The following is a 19,748-nucleotide window of genomic DNA, read 5'->3' on the forward strand; positions in this document are numbered from 1 at the left end:
AGATGCTCTAACCGACTGAGCTAAGGAAGAGTGTTGCTTCACCTGTCTTGCGGTGCAAAGGTAATACAACTTCTCCACTCCTGCAATACCTTTACCCGTGTATCCTTTCCTTGGGGATCTGTGTATTGGTGTAACTTCCTTTCTTTTATTTATTTATGTTGTGTGAGATTTTTATGGAAGGTTGGGGGAGGAAAATCCTTGACCTCATTATGAGGGTTCCTTTAGGACTGGAGTCGAGTCTGTGGCGGCTGTACTCACAGAGCGGTGAAGGATAGAGAGGGAAGAGTTATTACATTATGGGAATAGCCTCTGTAATATGCTCTGTATCGGACATTCTGAGAGGGGTAGGAGTGGATATATCGAGAAGGGTGTATAGGACACGGTATGAACGCACCCATCACCTATGTAAGGTGATGGGTGCGTTCATACCGTGTCCTCTCCTGTCACCTTACATAGGTGATTGGGACGAACATTATATGTCCGCTCCTAGGGGTATCATGAGTGATGGGTAGGAATGGTGGAATCAGCTCTACTTCTAGTCGCTTAGATATACCGCTAGCCAATGTCTAGTGCGTTATCTTAGAGTGTGATGCAGGGTGGTGGGTACAACCTAAATAGATATTCTTACTTTTGTGGTACCACCTCGCAATCCAAACAATAAAGTAAGTACATTAACTTATCAATATCAAAACGAAATGAGACTAAAACAAATGGCTCTTGCGCTCCTCCTAGGCGCTTCTACCCTCGCTGTAGCAATCTCCTGTGATAAAAAGAAGGATCCTACGAACCCCTATCCCTTCGACGGAACATATACTGCCACCTCAGTAAAGACTACCCCCAGTACAATCTCTGTACAAGGGACTGAAGTAAACATCCAGGAGCTCTTCCTTGGAGATGCGCTGATGAAGCTCGGTACGATCAACACCATCAAGATCGAGCAGGGTAAGTACGAACTGATTAATAAGGAGGGCAAGACCTTCCCTGGTGCTCAGACACAAGCTGGAGAGCTAAAGGTCAATGCTAAGGGGACACTCTTCCTGAATCTTACCGGAATGCCTAAGGAGCTATCAATCGGGATTGTGACTCTTCAGGACAAGCGACTGATGACAGAGATTACACTCCCCGGATGGTATATCAAGATCTTTGCAGAGATCTATAAGTCCACACGTAAGGTTCCTGATACTGATCCTATCTACCTCGGCCTAAAAGCTCTCGCAGATGCAAATCAGCGGGTGACAATCAATATCGAGGCTACGAAGTAACGACCCATAGACAGAAGTTTCTCTCATAGAACGCTGTTCTTTTTTAGTTATGTTATGCTTTTCAAGGAGCAGGTGCAGGGATGTACCTGCTCCTCTTCTTTGCTAGTAGGGGAGATGCTAGTTGCTCCTATCCCCTCTCCCCTCCCGCTAGGTAGCACCAAAAGCCTTATCTTTGTACAGCCCCCTTCGAGGGAAACTGCTCGACCAAGCCCTCTCCCTCGAACAAGTAAATAACCAAATTCGGGGAGCCCGTAGCTATGCTCCCCCACCAAGCCTATTTATGGACAAAACCAATCCTATCCTGAGGCTGTCCGGCCTCGCCCTGCTCAGCGCCCTGCTCGGGGCATGTAGCTCAGAGGCTCCCTTAGTCTCACCCACCATGCCTCCCGCTCCCCCTAGCCATCGCTTGCAGGAGCGCCCCCTAGAGGTAGGGCAGACCCGTATCTTTGATCAAGGAGCCTTCCGCTTCTGTACCCTCACGATGAATACCAATGATCAGGTTGCCTCAGTCTCTATCACTGATGGCAAGCTCTCTGTCACAGGTCTCGCCTATGGTACGACTCTCATCTCGGTGCGGGATACCCTCACGGATCGTTCTCGTAGCTATGAGTTCTTCATCACAGGGACGCGCCCAGAGATGCCCACGGAGCTCTTCGCCTCTCACAATGTAGCTCCTGATGGGGAACATTTCGTGACCACTCAGGATCCAGTCGCCTCTGGTTTCTTCTCCTTTGCAGAGGCTCAGGCTATCCATGTGGATGGTTACCGTCTGCCTACCTTCCTAGAGTTCCGAGCCCTCTTCCCTTACAATGTCCTATATAACTATGGTCAGGGTGGGCACTTCACCTATACCGAGCGGATCACCCTCTCAGGTGTGACGAAGCGATATGACGAGACATTCATCTCCACGGGGAAACATGTGGGCTATGCCCTCCGCTTTGGGAAGAGCAAGAGAGTGGGGGAGGGCTATGCTACTGACAATAGCCAGCTGACAGCCTTCCGCTACGAGTACTCACGGAATGAGGAAGACCCCCGAGGAGGCTACAGCATGAAGATTACGACACGCTACCTCGGAGAGCAGTTCCATGGTGATATTAGTATGATTGCCTCTGAGGGATTTTGGGCGAGCTTTCGCTGGGATGATCATACCCTCGTCCTGCCCGCAGCTGGTATCCGAGAGCTCCATGGATTGCCTATCCAGCTTGGGGTGGTAGGTGAATATTGGTCCTCCAGCAAGGGCTACGACGATCTCTCTGCTACGGCGATGGGCTTCGGAAAGAATGATGCCTCGCATACCATCCATGCTGATCGTATCATGGCTCGCACTGTACGCCTCATCAAAGCCAAGTAACCAAACCCTATAAGTCTACTAAGTAAACGAAGACAGATCTATGAAGATAAGTACATCATTTGCCCTATCGGGGCTCTTCCTATTCGCATCCTGCCGTGCTGGGGGGGACGAGCCTCAGCCTACCCCTACTCCGGAGGCACCACAGCTATCTCTCACGCTAGGCATAGCCTCTGAGGCCACGACGCTAAGCCTCTCAGCTACACCGCTAGAATCCTCTGGACAGAGCTACCTAGACCTCAACGCCAATGGGATCAAGGACACAGGGGAGGAGATCACCTCTACAAAGCATGACTATACTATACCAAGTGGAATAACTAGCCTAAGGATTTACGGAGCCCTCTCTACGCTTGACCTGACGGGGAGCGCAGTCGTGCAGATCCAAGGAAAGGGACTTGCCTCGCTGACAGAGATTAAGCTGGCTAAGACCTCTATAACGGACTTGAACTTGGGAGAGATCATCAAGGTGCTCAGCCCAAGTGGAGAGGGTACAGTACGTACCCTACATGTCGAGGAGGAGAAACTATCTACTCCGCTCATTCAGAGCCTAGAGGCAAAGGGCTGGAGAATCCTTCGCCCCTCTGGTACAGCCATTGACCCTAAGGAGCCCACCCTCATCATACGTCTACAACCTAAGGATGGGGCTAAAGATGGGCAGAGCCTCAACTATGAGTTTGGAGTAGCGAAGGGACTCTGGCTAGATAAGAACTACAATGGAGTGAAAGACCAGGGAGAAGACCTCCCAGATGGCATGGGCATACTGGAGCATCCACGGAATGGATACCCCTCCGTCTATATCTTCCATGGTTCTGCCGCTACACTGGATGTATATACCCCTAGTGGCGACGGAGGTGATGACGAAGAGGAGACCGATGAAGGCGAGACAGAGACGAATAGCCTCCTGCATCAGTCACCTACAGCTAGTCTAGTGGCGATGGAGGTGAGTCTCGATATATCCCGTTTCCCTATGATAGGTGTCGTTAGCTGGAGTGAGCAGGGCGGTCTCGTTGCAATCGAGGCCACAGGGGCTAAGCAACTGGTCAATCTAAGTATCGGGCATAACCCTATACGGGAGCTTAATCTCCCTACACCCTCTGTCCTACGTACCCTCGTGATCACACAGAGCGAACTGACGAGCCTAGACCTCTCGGCGCAGACCAAGCTACAGACCCTCTCAGCCTCTAAGGGTAGGCTCCAAAAGATCTCACTGCCGAGAGCCCTTGACCTCACGACACTTAACCTCGCTGATAATAGTCTCACTGAGCTTGATCTGACTGAGCAACCCAATCTCAAGAATGTACGACTAGAGAATAACCACCTCGCTAAGCTGATCTTCGGTGCACCGAAGTATGAGAACCTAGAGTACCTCAATGCTTCATCGAATAAACTTGTTAAGCTAGACTTCCGTCCTCTAGTCAAGACTAGACGTATTACGATTAGTCATAATCCTCTGACGGAGGTCCTCTGGCCTCGAGTACTGGATGAACTGCAGGTAGCCTCTACGGAGCTTACTCTCCTTGACCTCACACCCGTGCAGGGGCAGACCTCTTTCCTACAGAGCCTTGATGCTTCGGACAATCCCAAGCTTCGGGAGGTTAGGGTGGTAGAGAGCCTCCTCCTCAAGACGCTCAAGCTAAAAGGAACTCCCTCCCTAGATCTAGCTCTGCTAGCCACCTCTCTACCCCAGCTCTCTGCAGGTAGGGAGGGAAGTCTCTCTATAGAGCTACGACGTCTTAGCCCAGAGCAACAGAGCCAGATCAAGGCTCGTGGCTGGAAGTTCGTTCCGTAGCTCCCTCTCTTTATACTCCACTTTCATACAAGCACAACTTATGGATACGAATCACCTATACCGAAGGAGGAGAGGATACCTCGTGGCACTCTCTGTTGCCCTCCTCCTTACACTCGTTAGTGCCTCTTGTTCCCGCAGAGGACGAACACCCGAGGAGCCTAAGCCCGACCTTGGGATCGTTACGCCACCCAAGCCAATCGATCCTCCAGCACCTAAACCCAAACCTCAACCCAAGCCCCGCTTCGAGGGCTGGACTACTCGCCCAGTCCTAGATGAGCAGCAGCCTCACCTCGTCTTCCTTACTGGGAGGGCACGAGGGGGAAAGATCCGTTTTTGGGTCGATGCCCCACAGGACAAGCGCAAGGATGTGTGGGTAGACCTCAATAATAATGGCAAGAAGGACAAGGGCGAGGAGGTAGAACGCTTTGGAGCGATGAGCTACCACTACTCTGCCCGAGTGATTGATGCTCCCGTGATCACGATCTATGGAGAGGTGTCAGCCCTAGGCTGCTATGCCAGTGAGCTCTCAGCCCTAGATGCCAGTGGTAATATCCACCTAAAGACGCTCTCCTGCTACCAGAATGCTCTGACGGAGCTCCGCCTAGGGGAGAACAGCGTCCTAGATGAGCTCGCCTGCGGTGACAACCAGCTAAAGGAGCTTGATGTCACACGCTGTCCCGCCCTTACCCAGCTCTATGTCTCGGGTAATAGCCTTACGACCCTTGATGTGACAGGATGTACCAAGCTACAGAAGCTGACTTGCTTTGGGAATAAGCTGACGACACTAGACGTCAGTCAGAATCCGAGTCTAATGCTCCTACATATCTATCGGAATAAGTTCGCCGAATCAGCCCTTACCCAGCTCTCATCTTCGCTACCTTCGGCTCAGAGTGGAGAGCTTGTCCTCTATGATGAGCAGGGCGATGAGAACGTGGTGAGTGATGCTGTGATAAGGACTGCCCAGAGGAAGGGTTGGAAGGTCAAGTACTTCCCCAAGGGATCTAAGGGGAGTGCTCAGGAATATCCACAGAAGTAATCTTTTCTCTCTTCCTACTAGGCTCTCGCATCTCTGCTCTCCATGATATAGAGCTTAGTGGTACACTATTGTGAGAGGTAGAGGAATGCTCCTCTATCTGTACTCTACGGCTCCCAGCCCTCAGACTACGATCCCCTTCTCTCCGAGGTGGGAAGAGTCCGAGGACTGGGAGCTTGGTGTATATAGGGGCATACCTTGGATAGACTTTGTCTAAAGACGGAACTGTGACATATTTACCCTGCTACTCAGCCCTCTAGTGCGAGTGATAGGCAGGGAAGCCCTATCCACTCTAGACACACTGGACTGACTATATCCTCAGTCCTATCCTAGGGTGGGGGCGACGCATGATCTCTTTTGCACACTTCATTCTTTGGCTCTTAGGGGATATTATTTCATGTCCTAGGGAGCCTTAGCCGTATCCCGTTAGCCCCGAGGAGAGCTGTATGCAAGAGCCCTCCCGGGGAGATACTTAGAGCGATGTTGTGTACACGTGGGTATACTGTTGTGTACACACGTGTATACTCATCCCTCCTAGGTAGTAGGTCTACGCTGGGTATGTCTAGAGCTAGGACACGGATACTTCTATCTTCGGGGTATGCTCCTTGACTACATTGCTCTCGCACGGCAGGGATTTCATGAGTCAGCTCTATATCCTAGGGGGGAAGAGTGTAGGGATGTGTGTTTTTTCGTATATATTTTGTATGTTTGTCTGTATAGAAAAAAGGACAGTTATATGATATACTCTATGACCGGCTTCGGTAAGGCTGTGGCTCGCTTCGATACCCGCACCATCACCGTCGCAATCAAGTCTCTCAATAGCAAGCAAGCTGACCTCTCCGTACGTATAGCTTCCGCCTACCGTGAGGGTGAGCTGGAGCTCCGAGCCCTAATCGCTGATCGTCTACAGCGGGGCAAGATAGACATCTCCATCACGATGGAGGATGATGCCCTAGAGGGTAATGCTGCCCCCATTAGCAAAGAGGCTCTCCATGGCTATGTCCATCAGCTCCGTGCAATCAACGCAGAGCTAGGGATCGATACCCCTATTGACATCGTCTCTCTCCTACGTCTCCCCGGAGTCATGGATAGCGAGAGCGTACGCACCTGCGAGGTGAGCAAGGAGGAATGGGAGGCCGTGCGCCTTGCCACCCTCCAGGCCGTAGAGGCACTGAATGCCTTCCGAGAGCAGGAGGGGCGTATGCTCTACGAAGTCTGTGCTACTCGTATCGCTAAGATCTCAGAGCTCCTAGGTAAGATTATCATCCCCGAGGCAGAGCGGATCGCTGCTATTCGTCAGCGTCTGGAGGAGGGGCTTGCCAAGATAGCTCCTGCTGGAGGCTACGATAGCTCCCGCCTAGAGCAGGAGATGATCTTCTATATAGAGAAGCTGGATATCAATGAGGAGAAGTCCCGTCTAGCACATCACCTAAGCTACTTCCTAGAGGTGCTGGATCAGCCTAACCCAGGGCAGGGTAAGACCCTCGGCTTCATCGCTCAGGAGATCGGGCGTGAGATCAATACAATGGGCTCTAAGAGTAACCATGCCACTATGCAGCAGCTCGTCGTACAGATGAAGGACGAACTGGAGCAGATCAAGGAGCAGGTGCTGAATATCCTTTAGTCCTCTCTTCTTCACTCGCTCTCTGTAGGGAGTGGGTATGGGGACAAGCCATAGGTAGCATCCCATCTAAGTGAGACGCACCACAGCTAAGACCGTATGAGGGTCTCAGCTGTGGTGCGTCTCACTTGTTCTGTGCTTTAGGGAAGGTGGGGAAGGGAGATGTCTATTTCTTGGGTTCGGTAGTCACTCGGACAATGGTATAGTGATCAGAGTTCTCTACGTGGAGGGGGAAGGTGAAGGTCATTCGTCCCGTCGTGAGATCGATCGTGCCCTGAGGGGCGATATAGCTCCCAGTCCTCCCGCCGATACTCTCAGTATGATCTTCATCGATCCCCGTATTGCTAAGTAGCGAGTAGAGGTTGAAGCCATTGACTTGTGTCACCCTATCGAGGAAGGTTGGAGTACGCTTGATCTCAGCGAGGACCCGATCAATGACTGAGGTCTCGTAGGTGAAGGGGATGACAATAGGATCGGAGGTATAGAGCCCTTGTACGAGGAAGGGGAAGTCCTTCGGAATACCTTCGGAGCGAAGTCCCGTATAGGTGAGTTGTCCTCTATCGAGGCGGATGTTGTCTAGGGTGACGTTGAAGGTCTCAGGGCTATCACGTTCCCAGCCGATCTCACGAGCAACGGCCATAGACTCCTCCTGCTGACGAAACTCAAAGTCGTTATTGATTGATAGGGCATACCAGATACGCTTTAGGATGGCATTGAGTCCAAAGGCATTGTAGGAGAAGGTCAGGATAGGACGATCTGCCGTGGCGTGCCTGCTGAGCTCCACACGCATGATCTCACTAGAGAGGCTCATTCGCTCCTCCTTGAGGGGAGCATCTGTGGGTCCGTAGTCATATTCTCCGAAGCCAGCGAAGTCCACCGTCCCCGAGACCGAATGGAAGCCCAGTACTCGGGAGAGGTCGATCCCCTTGGCCTTGTAGCCAGCGATGAGCTTCTCTTGCTCGGGTGTAGGGCTCCATGACCTTATGGGGGTGACCCGTAGGGTTAGGTCTCCATCTGAGGGGAGTGGGGAGGTGACTCGTAGGGTTGCTTCTAGGGATTCGGTTAGGGTCTTGAAGTGAGGGGTGATAGAGAGTTCACCCTCGAAGGAGCCCGCAGGGATGGTCACTATCTGGGAGGAGAGACTGAGAGAGGGAGCTGCTGACCCCTCTAGACTAAAGGATAGGGTCAGAGGTTGCTCTACGGGACGTGTCAGTCGGATGAGGACACGGATAGGACGAGTCTCTAGGCTGGAGATCGTACCTGACCTCGTCCCATCGCTTAGGGAGAGGTATACCTTATCTTGCCCCGTGTATCTATTGGGGGTGGGAGAGTCCTTACGGCAGGAGGTGAGACCTAGGGCAAGGAGAGCCAGTAGGGTATATAGGACGGTGGTGATCGGTCTAGTCATATTCATTGTAGGGGTGATGGGGATGGTAGGTCTAATAAGTCTAATGAGTCTAATAGGTCTAATGGGTCTGATAAGTCTAATGGGTCTGATAAGTCTAATGGGTCTGATAGGTCTAATGAGGGCGTTAGGGCTGGCGAAGGTTGTCGGGCCAGCCAGGGTTCTGTGCTCCTATGCGGGAGTTGGATCGCTCAGAGAGCGGGATGGGGAGTGTACGCTTGTAGCTATCGGCGGGGATGGTGAGACTGATACGTGTCTCGTTGGGGCTATAGTGGACGATGGGTAGGCCGAGCCGCTTGAGGTCATAGAATCGTAGTGCTTCTCCTACGAATTCCCGTTGCTTCTCGTGCAGTATATCCTCTAGGAGCTGCGCTCCCGTATGGCTTGGGGCTATCGGGGCAGACTGGCAGGCGGAGAGATATGCATTGATGAGGGTACGGGCTTCGTCTTCCTTTCCCTGTCGGGCTAGAGCCTCGGCACGCAGGAAGATGGGCTCGGAGCGACGTACGACATAGGTCAGTGAGGGAGCACTTCGCTCGAGGATGAGGTGTACGTACTTGCCCGGTAGCTGTAGAGCTCGAGTGGTCGTAGCGTCTACGGTGAGGGTACTGTCTACGACATAGCTATGATGGCGCAGATCACGCTCCTCGAGGTATAGGCGCTGGGGAAGCTGGTAGGCAAGGCTACCCTTCTTGTTGGACTCCTGCAGGTAGATACGGCTAAAGTAGCTGCTGGGCACTGTGTTGGCAAAGAGGGCAAACCTCTGATCGCCACTCCTCCAGTCTGATCTCTGCTCCGGGATGAGTGCCCTCGTGATCTGCTCGGGGATAAGTCCCGTAGTGGCCTCCTCTGCTCCGCTCCAGTTGCCCTGATAGATGCGAAGACGAGCAAGGATTGTCTTTGCAGCTTCTCTACCTAGGAAGCCTGGGACAGATCCATAGGCAGGAGTTCCCGAGGCGGCGAAGGTCGTGATGGCTTCGTTTAGTAGCGTCTCTATTCGGTCAGCTACCTCGGCTTTGGTGCTACGAGGGAGTTCCTCACGCTCTACACGATCCTTGAGGATGATACCTGCAGGATGTGCCGTATCACTATAGGGGGTAGCGAAGAGCTGCAGGAGCTCTAGGTAACATAGAGCCTTCAATGTCTTGGCCTCGGCCTCTAGGTAGTCAAGCTGGCGCCTCTCCAGTGTGGTGAGGGTGGAGCGTAGGGAGGGAAGGCGAACGAGGACCGCATTGAGGTCTCGGATGGTCTCGTAGTAGCCCTGCCATAGAGATTCGGATAGATCCCGAAGTTCGGCATCGGTGTAGCTATATAGGCGGGAGGAACTAGGGTCTTGGCCGGCGGTGAAGGTAGGTACGAAGTCGTCCGAGAGGAGACTGAGGCGGTAGGACTCCTTGGGATAGGAGGTGTAGGCCGAGGTTAGAGCTTCGTAGGCGGTCTGCACCGACGTGATGGCATTGGGGTCAGTCAGCTCGTTCTCCACAGGGATATTTAGGCTACAAGCGGAGATGCCTAGAGCGAGGAGGGTAAGCAGTAGGGGGCGAATCAGCTGATGCATAGGAGACTAGAAGCTAAGGTTGAGGTTGAGGGAGAGGACGGGCTGCACGCTCAGGTCATACGTGCCCGACTCAGGGCTCCCGCCCTTGTAGGGGGAGAGGGTGAATAGGTTCGAGCCCTGTAGGGCGACGGAGGCATACTTGACGACCCCCGAGGTCTGGGCTAAGAGACGTGCTGGGAGGCGGTAGCGTAGACTCAGCATGGAGAGACGTAGATAGTCGCTCTTGGCTATCATTCTCGTGTTGGGATAGCTGGAGAGATTGTTGTAGGTCTGTGTACCACTCTGTGGCGAGGGGTAGAGCTTGTCTACATCCCCGGGGGTAAACCAAGTACGATCAAGCTGACCACGGATGGCATTCTTGTTGATCCCCTCGACTCCACGGACGTAGGTCATGGAGTAGCTCTTGATCCCTCCGAAGACATAGTAGAGCTGTGCCTCTAGCTCTAGTGCTCCATAGCCTAGCGATAATGATAGTGACCCTGTATAGGGTGGAGTTCGGAAGCCAAGGGGGATGAGGTCCTCTCTCTTGATCTCCTTCGAGAAGGGTTGCTCCTGCCCCTTTTGGTCACGGAACATCAGTTCCCCTCGTAAGGGATTCACCCCGAGCGCATCTAGTCCGTAGATATAGTCGTAGGGCTTGCCCACCTCGTAGTCGGGTATGATGTTATCACTATTCGTATAGATCACCTGCTTGCCGTAGAGGTCAAGCACCTTACTGCGATTATACGCAAGGGAGGCACGTAGGCTCAGTCGCCAGTCTCCACTATTTAGTATGCGTGAGCTAGCTGATAGCTCTATACCCTCGTTGCGTAGGCTACCGACATTATCGAGCATAGAGGAGAAGCCGTTGCTGGAGGGGATCTCTCGCTCTAGGAGTGCATCCTTGGTATCCCGCTGATAGAGGTTGAGATCCAGGGAGTGTGCACCTGCGATCTGTATTCCTAGGCCAAGGTCAATGCTCTTGAGCTGCTCTGCCTTGAGGCGTTCGTTGTACATAGCGGATAGGCGGATGAGGCGGTATTGCTCTGCATAGAATCTCGACTGCTGGTAGGAGAAGATCGGTACGGCAGAGGCCGAGGTGATCCCACCGAGGCTAGCCGTGAGGCCTAGGGAAGCCTTGAGGTTAAGCCCCGTGATGACCTTCCCCCCACGTAGCTGAGGGATGAGCCGTGTCAGATGGAGTCCTCCTCCTAGCGCCCAGGCTGTGTTCCAGCGCTTGTCTCGGGGGAGGAGACTAGAGGCATCCGCCTTGTAGGCGGCGAAGAGATCAATCCAGCTGTCATAGGTATATCCTAGTGCTAGTCCGAAGCCTAGCTGTGCTGAGGTGCTATTAGTGCCACCGAAGTCAGGGCGTAGGTCAGGGCTAGTCAGAGCCTTATTCACTCCAGCTAGATACTCCTGCCGTCCTATGCCGTGTCCCGTGACGCTGAGGATGCGGCCTTCGTTGTAGTAATAGTCGGTATTAGCAGATATGCTTAGGTCGTGTTTATCGGCAAAGACCTTGGTGTAGGTCGCACGTAGGTTGGCCGAGTAGTTGAAGTCTGTATTCTTCCCCACGGTGATGACTCCTCGTTCCGTAGGCTTGCGTCGGGTCACCTCGTCGTAGGCTGTCGCAGGTGTGATCTGTTCGCTCTCGCTAAGTACGTAGTCAATACCTAGGATAGCATCCAGCTGTAGCCCTTGTAGCGGACGGAGGTTGGCACTTAGGCTAGAGCCCAAGCGTACCTCCTTGCTCCAGCGTCGGAATTGATAGGTCAGATCCTGATACCTACGTCCTAGGTGGGAGAAGAGGATGGGAGAGTCCTTTGACTCGTAGGGGTTGAGATCGTAGACGAGTTGCTGGGGGGAGTAATTACTGCTGTTGGGGCTGTTCGTCTTGGCATATCCCCCGCTTAAGCCTAGGGAGATGAAGCCTATCTTGTTCTGCCAGTCTAGGCTGTTGGCGAGAGCAAAGCGCTTGGTGTCGTTGCCCTCCAGCTGTCCACCTTGTCGGGTGAAGTTCCCCGAGACATAGTAGGTCACCTCCTTGCTCCCTCCTCGTAGGCTGAGGTTATGGCTCTGGTAGGTGTTGGGGCGGATGAGTAGCTTCCACCAGTCGGTCTCTATTCGTCTTAGGGAGTCCAGCTGTCGTGCCCCGTAGGCCAAGTAATCGTCTCGGGTCCAGGTGGGGGCGATACCAAGGATCGACTGGTAGGCCTGCCGTAGATCACTGAGCGTAGCAGTGCTGATGAAGTCAGAGGAGAAGAGATAGCCTGGGGTATTCACATTTCTCATGCGCCGCTCGATCTCTAGCTTCTCCTCGGTCTGCATCATCGTAGTCGTCTGCCTGCCCCTGAGGGTAACCCCGAGGCTGGAGCTTAGGCTGATACTCATTGGCCCAGTTGTACCTCGGCGGGAGGAGATCTCGAGGACTCCATTGGCAGCCTTGATCCCGTAGAGGGCTGTCGCTACAGCGTCCTTGAGCACCTTAATCTCTCGGATGTCTAGGGGATTGAGGGTCATGAAGGCTTGGGGGGAGATGATCTTGCCATCTAGGACATACAGGGGCTCGTTGGCTAGATCTCCCTTGACGAAGGAGTTGTTCCCTCGGATACGTATCTCGGGCTTCTCTCCTAGCTCACCTCGGCTGATGACCGTGAGTCCGGGGACAGACCCCTGCAGGGCTAGGGCAAGGTCTATCATAGGCTTCTGCTGGAGCTGCTTCATATCTACCTCTGCTACGACACCTGAGCGAGAGCGCAGATCTAGGGCATTGATGTTGGGGCGAGCTGTGATGACCACCTCACCTATCTGCTGGGTATCCTCGCTGAGGGTGATATGTAGGGCTTGGCCTCGATAGACGACCTCGCGAGTCTTCATCCCGAGGTAGGAGACACGTACTGTGACTCCAGAGGGCGAAGGGCGAGAGGCTAGATGTAGGATAAATCGTCCCTCCCTATCAGTCGAAGTCTTCATCCCAGCGGCCCGTACAGCTGCACCCACGAGAGGGCTCCCAGAGCTATCTACGACTACCCCTGTGATCGTATAGGTCATAGGTCGCTGCATAGAGGTGGTACCCTCTGCTCGTAGATCAGAGATGCCCGAGGAGAAGGCTAGAACTAGGCTAAGGCCAAGGCTGAGCGGTAGTATAGGCTTCTTCATAAATGTAAAGCTTGTTTGTATAGCGGGGATACGGATATGCTCCCTCTATCTCTAGGATGACAGATGACACGCATCTCCTGATGCGATGACTAGAGGGGGCTCTGACTATCTTGTCTTGTGGAGAATCGTTCCTTCAGAATGTAACTCTCTGTCTAAAGAGTCCTATGTCCTCATCTGTGGGACAAAGCGCAGCTCCATCAACGGGGCTAAAAGAAAACCAAGCATCTGCTAGAGCTTCATCCGAAGCTCTAGCCAGATAGCATTGTGGATATAGGAAATGGAGGTAGAGGGAGGAGGGCTAGGCCAAGGTCTAGAGTTCTCCCTCACCTATCCCTTTTAGATATATGAGGAGACTAGCGGACGAGCTCCTATGCTGCTACTTCTTCTCCTCGGGCATTGCCTCTTCGGGGACGTAGTAGACATTGCCATCCTCCATCTCATAGGCGACACCTACACGGCGTCCACGTGAGCTGGACTTGTCACTCTTCTCCCGAGAGGGGGTGTACCGCTCGATCTTATTCCCAGACCTTGTTATGATCTCCATGTTGTCCTTCCCAGGGTTCTTCACTATGGAGAAGTCCTCCTGAGTAAAGATCTCGGTCATGTTCATATTCATGACCATAGCGACCATGAGGGCGACGGCAAAGACCATCGCTACGTCGAAGAGATTGACTACGACGGTTAGTGGGTCTGTGTCCTCGCCCTGCATGAGCTTGTTGGGGCGGCGGGCTTTACGTGCCATACTACTTGGTCTTTGAGGCGAGGAGGAGTGAGGATACGTACTCGAGGATATTCACGTCTCGTGTGTACCAGCGCTGCTTGTACTGGAGGGTAATCAGCCCGACTAGGCTGATGACGAGCCCGACGACGGTAGTGGCGAAGACGACCTGCATGTTGTATGCCATCACTCCGATGTCCCCAGAGGACAGACCCACGAGAGCAGGACTCATAGCAATCAGCGTACCTACGAGCCCTAGGACTGGACCTATCTTGGTCAGGAGCTTGGAGAGTGTAAGGTCCTTCTCGCAGAGGTTCTCATAGTTGCTGAGCTGGAAGTTTACGTAATCCTCGGTGAGGCCCTCACGCCTAATGAGGTCATCGAGATACTCTACGAAGGGGGAGCGATTCTTATGTGGAAACTTCTCTGCTAGCTCATTCAGACGCTCTGCGGTCAGCTGGCGGGTATCCCCTAGTAGTGTAGCGATGTGTCTGCGCTGCATGAAGCTATTGTAGAAGCTCCCGACAAGCAGTAGCGAGCGGATGAAGAGCAGAATGAGGAAGAGAATGTCTGGTATGAGCAGACTATTGGCGATAGTAAAGAGAACTTTTGAGATCTGATCCATCTCGTCGTATTATTTATGCTTAAGATATTGCTTGATACGCTGTGCGAAAACTCCTAGGACGAAGCATAGACCAGCTACTCCTAGAGTGAGGACTAGCCCCCGCCACTCGATCGGGCTCTCTGTGGGTGCTGTCCGTATCGTCTCCTCCACTGAGGCGATGATGCCGAGGATGAAGACGAAGAGCTGTACGAGGAAGTACACCTCTAGGCGAAGCTCCTCCTCGGGGAGGAGATAGCGCATGAGGTAGCTCAGGCCTACGAGCAGTAGAAGACTGCCCACAGCCAGAAGGAGAGAGACTACGCCGAAGTCTACTCCCGGCAGGGCGAAGATGAGCGTAGACTGGAGATAGAAGAGGACAGGGAAGATAAGCAGCCCAGGGTAGAGTCTTAGTCCGAGGGCGATGAGCCTAGCTCGCTTCGTACGAGGGAGCTCAAGGCGAGAGAAGCTGTAACCGACAAGTAATGCCACCTCGAGAGAGATGAAGATCGCAGCATACTCCCTCAGAGAGCGGTCAGCGATGTAGCCTGCTAGCCCTGTCTTGGTCTGCTCTATCGCAAGAGGATACGTGAGGTAGACGAAGGCAGCAGCTGCTAGGCCAAAGAGGAGGGAGACCCAGACTCGCTCGAAGGAGAGACGGACAGCCGTCCCTACGACGATGAAGAGCATGAGGATCTGTACGACTAGTTCCATCGCAGTGTAGCTAGGGACGATAGGACTTACTCGGCATCTCTGCGGCGCTTGATCCTCAGGACGATGAGCAGGATGACGAAGAGGACGGCCACCCCTGCCACGACATAGAGCCCACTGAAGCTCTTGGTCACCGAGCCTGTGCTGTCGGAGACGGTCTCTCGCTTCATCACCACACCATCCTGAGTAGAGGCATTAGCGTCAGAGCCTTGGTCTAGGTGCTGCATAGAGCCCTTGTACTGCTTGGCTGTCTCAGGGGAGACATGCTGTGCGATGAAGTCACGGAGCTTGTGGTTCTCCGTCGTCATCCCACCACCAGAGGGGCCGTACTTAGCTACTAGCTCGGTGTGGCGAGCCGCTAGAGTCGAGAGTTGCTCGGGCGAAGCTTGCCACATCCCCTTACGTGCCGTCTCGAGCATCACAGCAGTGAGCTCCTCAAGGGCTGCAGGGCTCTTCCCCTCGAAGGCCTGTGTGACACCTAGCCCGTGTACGTCACGGATGTACATATCGTAGAGGTTATCCCAGAGCTCCTTGTCGATGACCTCGGGCTTCATGACGTTCCATCCGTAGGTGTTGGTGACGACCTCGGTGATATTCGCTACGCTATTGGCTCCACCTGCGAGGGCCTCCTTGACGTACTCGGGGTTGAGGACGGTGGCACGGCTCTCCACACCGATAGCCTCCTTGAGGTCTTGCATGCGCATGTGGCTGTGGTTGCGGTAGTCCGCCAGATAGGTGTCGGGATCCTTGCCAGTGACGTTACGCACGGATAGGGTTAGCCCGCCCATGAACTCGTAGACGTGGTCTAGGCTGAGGGCGCCCCAGGTGTTGTTCTGTCGGGGTTGGATCACCACATCGGTGTTCTTGAGCGCTGCACGGAAGAGGGGCTTGACGAAGCGTCCCCAGTCCTCCTTCTTCCCCGTGTAGGCTGCTCCCATGTTGTTGAGGTACACATCGGCGATCTCCTTTTCCTGCTCCCACTTGTCTCCAGCGGTGACCATCTCTTGGATCCCCGTACCATACATGCCGTTGATACCACCGAAGATACGTACGTTGGCTAGAGCACGGGCCTCCTTGGGGGAGAGGCCTTGCTCTACGAGTTCCTTCTCTGTATTGATAGACCCTTGGGCGACATAGTTCTCTTCGCTCTCCTTGCCTTGGCTGGCAACGAGCTCCACAGCCTTAGTGATGAGGGCGAGGCGTGAGGCTGCGAGGTCTCTGAACTGTCCAGAGGTCTGGATCACCACGTCGATACGTGGCCGACCAAGCTCCGAGGTAGGGATCAGTCGAACATCCTCGACCGAGCCAAACTGCGTACGTACGGGCTCTACACCCAGCATATAGAGTACCTGGGCGATCGTGACACCCTCGGTCTCGACAAACTCACTGCTCCAGAAGGTGTAGCTCACCTTCGTGGGATACTTGCCATGCTGCTCCTTGTAGGCCTTCAGCGTAGCTTGGGCAAGCTGGACACCTTGGCTCCAGGCACGCTGCGAAGGGGTGCTCTCTGCCCGAACAGAGTAGAGATTGCGACCTGTCGGTACGGCCTGTGGATTGGCCACGGCATCACCTCCAGGTGATGGAGCGGTGAAGCCTCCGTTGAGGGCATTGATCGTAGCGTCTAGCTCCAGTCGTGGGCTTTCGGTGATCGCTCGATGATTGGTAAGGATAGCTAGGATAGCACGCTCTAGATCGGTGATAGCCTCAGCCTTATCTCGCTCCTGCTTGCTTGGCTCATTACTGATAGAGTCCTTGGACTGTCCGGTTGGCTTCCCTTGGGCATTGCTTTGGCTGATGGCCTTACCCATACCCATAGGATTCTTGGCAGAGGGATCCTTAGGAGCGCTACTGGGCTTCCCGTCTGTGGGCTTCCCCTGCTGGCTAGCCATCATGGCTGCCTTCATCCCACCTCGTCCCTTGGGGGGATTGATCTTGTGAGCCTGATCAAGCTCTGCCTGTGTGATTCCTCCGTAGGAGAGTACTAGGCTAGGGCTGAGGGACTGTGAGGAGAGTACTCGTAGGACGAGCTGCTGGGCGGGCTGTAAGTACTGCTGATAGAAGCGATGCTTATTGCTGGTGTTGTCTATCTGCTTGGCGGAGCGAAGGCGATCTAGGCGAGCCTTGGCATAGGCAATAGGGTCTGCGCTCATCGCTACGACGGTGGAGGTCACCTTGGCTGGAGCGTAGGGTGCTCCAGTGATGTAGAGTGTACCATTGACCTTCTCAGAGGCGATCTCCTCGGCGAAGTTGTCGATACGCTCAACATCCTTGGCTGAGTAGGGCTGGGTGAGTATCGAGTCTAGGCGTAGCTCTCGGTGTATGCCTAGTCCTACGGCGAGCTTCTTGACCTCTAGGCTCTGTCGATCCTTAGCGGTAGCATCCTGCAGGTCGTAGTACTTCTCGATAGCCTGCTGGAGCGTGGTGAAGGTATGGCGAGTCTTGCTCTCATCGAAGGGTGGGGTGATGTAGGAGATGAGGCTTGCATAAGACCTACGCTTGGCCATCATACTCTCCCCAACATTACCTATGGTATAGTAGTAGAAGTGTGGGAGGGGAGCGACCAAGGCATCACCCCAGTCGTGGTTGCTTAGGGCTACCTGCTTCTGTGGTGTGAACTCTAGGCTACCATGTGTGCCGAAGTGCATGATGGCATCAGCCTGGAAGGCATGTCGTGCCCAGAGGTAGGCACACACGTAGGGGTAGGGTGGGGGCGAGGCGGCTCCGTGGACGATGGCGAAGTTGTCACTGCCGATACCAGCTACGGGTTGAGGAAGGAGGACGACATTGCCATACTGGATACGTGTCGTAGCCAGCTCTGGTGTCCCACCGACCATACGAGTCATATACTGACCGGGTACGTCTCCATAGGTCTCCTTGAGCTCCTTGATCTGCTTGGGGGTAAGGTCTTGCTGGATCCACTGCTCTAGCTCGGACTTCTTCACCCAAGCGGGATGTCCGTGCGCTAGATACTCCTCCATCTGTCCTCCTGCTACAGACTGGATCATGGGCCCCTCGGTCATGATCTGACGCTCGAAGGTCTTGACATCCTCGGGTAGTCCCGTGAGGTTGTAGCCCTCAGACTTGAGACGACGAAGGAGATTGTAGAGAGAAGGGACGACCTCAAGTCCCTGCGCTGCGAGAGCCTCTTGTCCGGGACCCTTGAAGTAGTAGATGGCAAGCTTCTTATCTCGATTAGGCTTGGTCTTGAGGTTGAGGAAGCTATGGACTAGGCGAGTGAGCTTCTCGAGTCGGTCTGGGATCGCACGGAGCATATAGAGTCCCTGCCTATTCTCCTCCTGTGTGGTCACGACATAGGGGTAGACGGCACCATCTAGCTCGGGCATCCCGATGGTCTGTGAGAGGAAGCCCCCCATCATACCCTGTGCATCCTCCTCCCAGTCCTTTTGGCTAGTCATCAGGGTTAGGGGAGCGATGACGGGGATGTTGCGCTCACGTAGGTACTCGACGACAGCGTCCCCGCCCGTCATGGAGATGCGTCCGTGGGGGAAGTGGATGACAAGGTCGGGAGAGACCTCCTGTAGGAAGCGAAGGCGGTCAGTGAAGCTCGTCACGGGATAGACGTTGAGCCCAGAGCGATGTAGGCTCATGATGATGCTATCGAGGTTCTGCTTATTCCCGCTGAAGGGGTCGTTGAGTCCTCCGATCATCAGTACCTTCTTCGCTCCCTCGTGGTAGAAGCCCTTCTTCTTCATGTAGGCCTCATAGTCTGCGAGCTTCTCGAAGGCGACCTCCTCGTCTATATGGTAGTATACCTCGGTAGAGCTGTCAGCCACGGAGTCGGGCTTGGGGGCAAACCAACTCTTGCCATCGACATACTTGCGGATGTAGTTCGCTAGGCTTCGGTAGTTCTTCTTGTTGCCGCTACCCATATATTCGTTGATTCTCTGGGCGTGACGGTCTCCGAGGGTATTGATCTCGTTCTCCTCGGTGGTGGCATAGAGCACGAGGAGCTGGAGCCCCTTCTTGCCTTTCTTCTTGATCTCTGCACGTTGCTGCTCATTCCACTTGAGCCCCATCCCGAAGGTTAGGACACAGTCATAGCTCCCGAAGCGATCTATATCCTCCTGCTTGAGCTCGTCATACTTGACATGAGCGTTCTCATTAGAGAGGATGATCCCTGAGGAGAGATAACCAGGGAAGTTCACTAGTGCAATACGTGTGGTGGCACCATAGTGCCCCCATACGAAGTAACTGCCTACGGCGAGGATCAGGGCGATGATTAGCCCTATGATCATACGCTTACGTCTAGGCGAAGGTCTCTTCTTGTCACTCATCTGCTGTATATCGTTTGTCGTATATCCTAAAGAGTGTGTTGCCGTAAGTACCTATTCCATAGTATATGGCAGTATAGGGATACAGCAAGTAGTTGCAAAGGTACACCACCCCCTAGCGCTGTGAAATACCTATAAGTGGTGATTTTTCAGGGAGAAAGGTGTGGCGTGTTAGGCATAGATAGGTACGGCAGATATACCCCTCGGGAAGCTGTGTCGTCAGGGAGGAATCCGAGGGAGTCACTGACCCCTCATGAGAGGGTCTGTGT

At 53.8% G+C, this 19,748-nt stretch carries 12 protein-coding genes; 5 read left to right on the forward strand and 7 right to left on the reverse strand.

Annotation, left to right across the window (positions count from 1 at the left end; all coding sequences use genetic code 11):
* Positions 1 to 695 precede the first annotated feature (695 nt).
* The 5 genes from QZ554_RS00005 (at position 696) to QZ554_RS00025 (ending at position 7,056) form a co-directional block, all read left to right on the forward strand.
* Positions 696 to 1,262: a hypothetical protein gene (locus QZ554_RS00005; protein WP_297193175.1), complete on the forward strand. Its 567-nt coding sequence runs from the start codon at positions 696 to 698 to the stop codon at positions 1,260 to 1,262.
* Between the two features lie 280 nt (positions 1,263 to 1,542).
* The gene (locus tag QZ554_RS00010; RefSeq protein WP_297193177.1) at positions 1,543 to 2,613 is read left to right on the forward strand and encodes a hypothetical protein; all 1,071 of its coding nucleotides are present in this window, start codon (positions 1,543 to 1,545) and stop codon (positions 2,611 to 2,613) included.
* A gap of 40 nt (positions 2,614 to 2,653) precedes the next feature.
* Positions 2,654 to 4,399, forward strand: coding sequence for a hypothetical protein (locus tag QZ554_RS00015; protein WP_297193179.1), 1,746 nt, complete (start codon positions 2,654 to 2,656; stop codon positions 4,397 to 4,399).
* A 40-nt stretch (positions 4,400 to 4,439) separates the two neighbouring features.
* The gene (locus QZ554_RS00020; protein WP_297193181.1) at positions 4,440 to 5,435 is read left to right on the forward strand and encodes a hypothetical protein; all 996 of its coding nucleotides are present in this window, start codon (positions 4,440 to 4,442) and stop codon (positions 5,433 to 5,435) included.
* Between the two features lie 733 nt (positions 5,436 to 6,168).
* On the forward strand, positions 6,169 to 7,056 hold the full coding sequence (locus QZ554_RS00025; RefSeq protein WP_297193183.1) for a YicC/YloC family endoribonuclease: 888 nt from the start codon (positions 6,169 to 6,171) through the stop codon (positions 7,054 to 7,056).
* Between the two features lie 163 nt (positions 7,057 to 7,219).
* Here the strand turns inward: QZ554_RS00025 and QZ554_RS00030 are convergent, their stop codons facing one another.
* The 7 genes from QZ554_RS00030 to QZ554_RS00060 all read right to left on the reverse strand — a co-directional run bounded on the left by QZ554_RS00030 (position 7,220) and on the right by QZ554_RS00060 (position 19,482).
* Positions 7,220 to 8,461, reverse strand: a complete 1,242-nt coding sequence (locus QZ554_RS00030) for a DUF4929 family protein (RefSeq protein WP_297193184.1) — start codon at positions 8,459 to 8,461, stop codon at positions 7,220 to 7,222.
* 124 nt (positions 8,462 to 8,585) lie between these two features.
* Positions 8,586 to 10,016: a RagB/SusD family nutrient uptake outer membrane protein gene (locus tag QZ554_RS00035; RefSeq protein ID WP_297193186.1), complete on the reverse strand. Its 1,431-nt coding sequence runs from the start codon at positions 10,014 to 10,016 to the stop codon at positions 8,586 to 8,588.
* Between the two features lie 6 nt (positions 10,017 to 10,022).
* The gene (locus tag QZ554_RS00040; protein ID WP_297193188.1) at positions 10,023 to 13,157 is read right to left on the reverse strand and encodes a SusC/RagA family TonB-linked outer membrane protein; all 3,135 of its coding nucleotides are present in this window, start codon (positions 13,155 to 13,157) and stop codon (positions 10,023 to 10,025) included.
* Between the two features lie 376 nt (positions 13,158 to 13,533).
* Positions 13,534 to 13,899: a DUF2149 domain-containing protein gene (locus QZ554_RS00045; RefSeq protein ID WP_297193190.1), complete on the reverse strand. Its 366-nt coding sequence runs from the start codon at positions 13,897 to 13,899 to the stop codon at positions 13,534 to 13,536.
* A 1-nt stretch (position 13,900) separates the two neighbouring features.
* A complete protein-coding gene (locus QZ554_RS00050; RefSeq protein ID WP_297193192.1) occupies positions 13,901 to 14,500 on the reverse strand; it encodes a MotA/TolQ/ExbB proton channel family protein in 600 nt (199 codons plus the stop codon).
* Positions 14,501 to 14,509: 9 nt separating this feature from the next.
* Positions 14,510 to 15,190 carry a hypothetical protein gene (locus tag QZ554_RS00055; RefSeq protein WP_297193194.1) on the reverse strand — a complete coding sequence of 227 codons (681 nt, stop codon included), beginning with the start codon at positions 15,188 to 15,190 and terminating at the stop codon, positions 14,510 to 14,512.
* A gap of 26 nt (positions 15,191 to 15,216) precedes the next feature.
* Positions 15,217 to 19,482, reverse strand: coding sequence for a cobaltochelatase subunit CobN (locus tag QZ554_RS00060; protein WP_297193195.1), 4,266 nt, complete (start codon positions 19,480 to 19,482; stop codon positions 15,217 to 15,219).
* Between the last annotated feature and the right edge of the window lie 266 nt (positions 19,483 to 19,748).

This window comes from uncultured Porphyromonas sp., assembly GCF_915070105.1.
Lineage (GTDB): Bacteria > Bacteroidota > Bacteroidia > Bacteroidales > Porphyromonadaceae > Porphyromonas.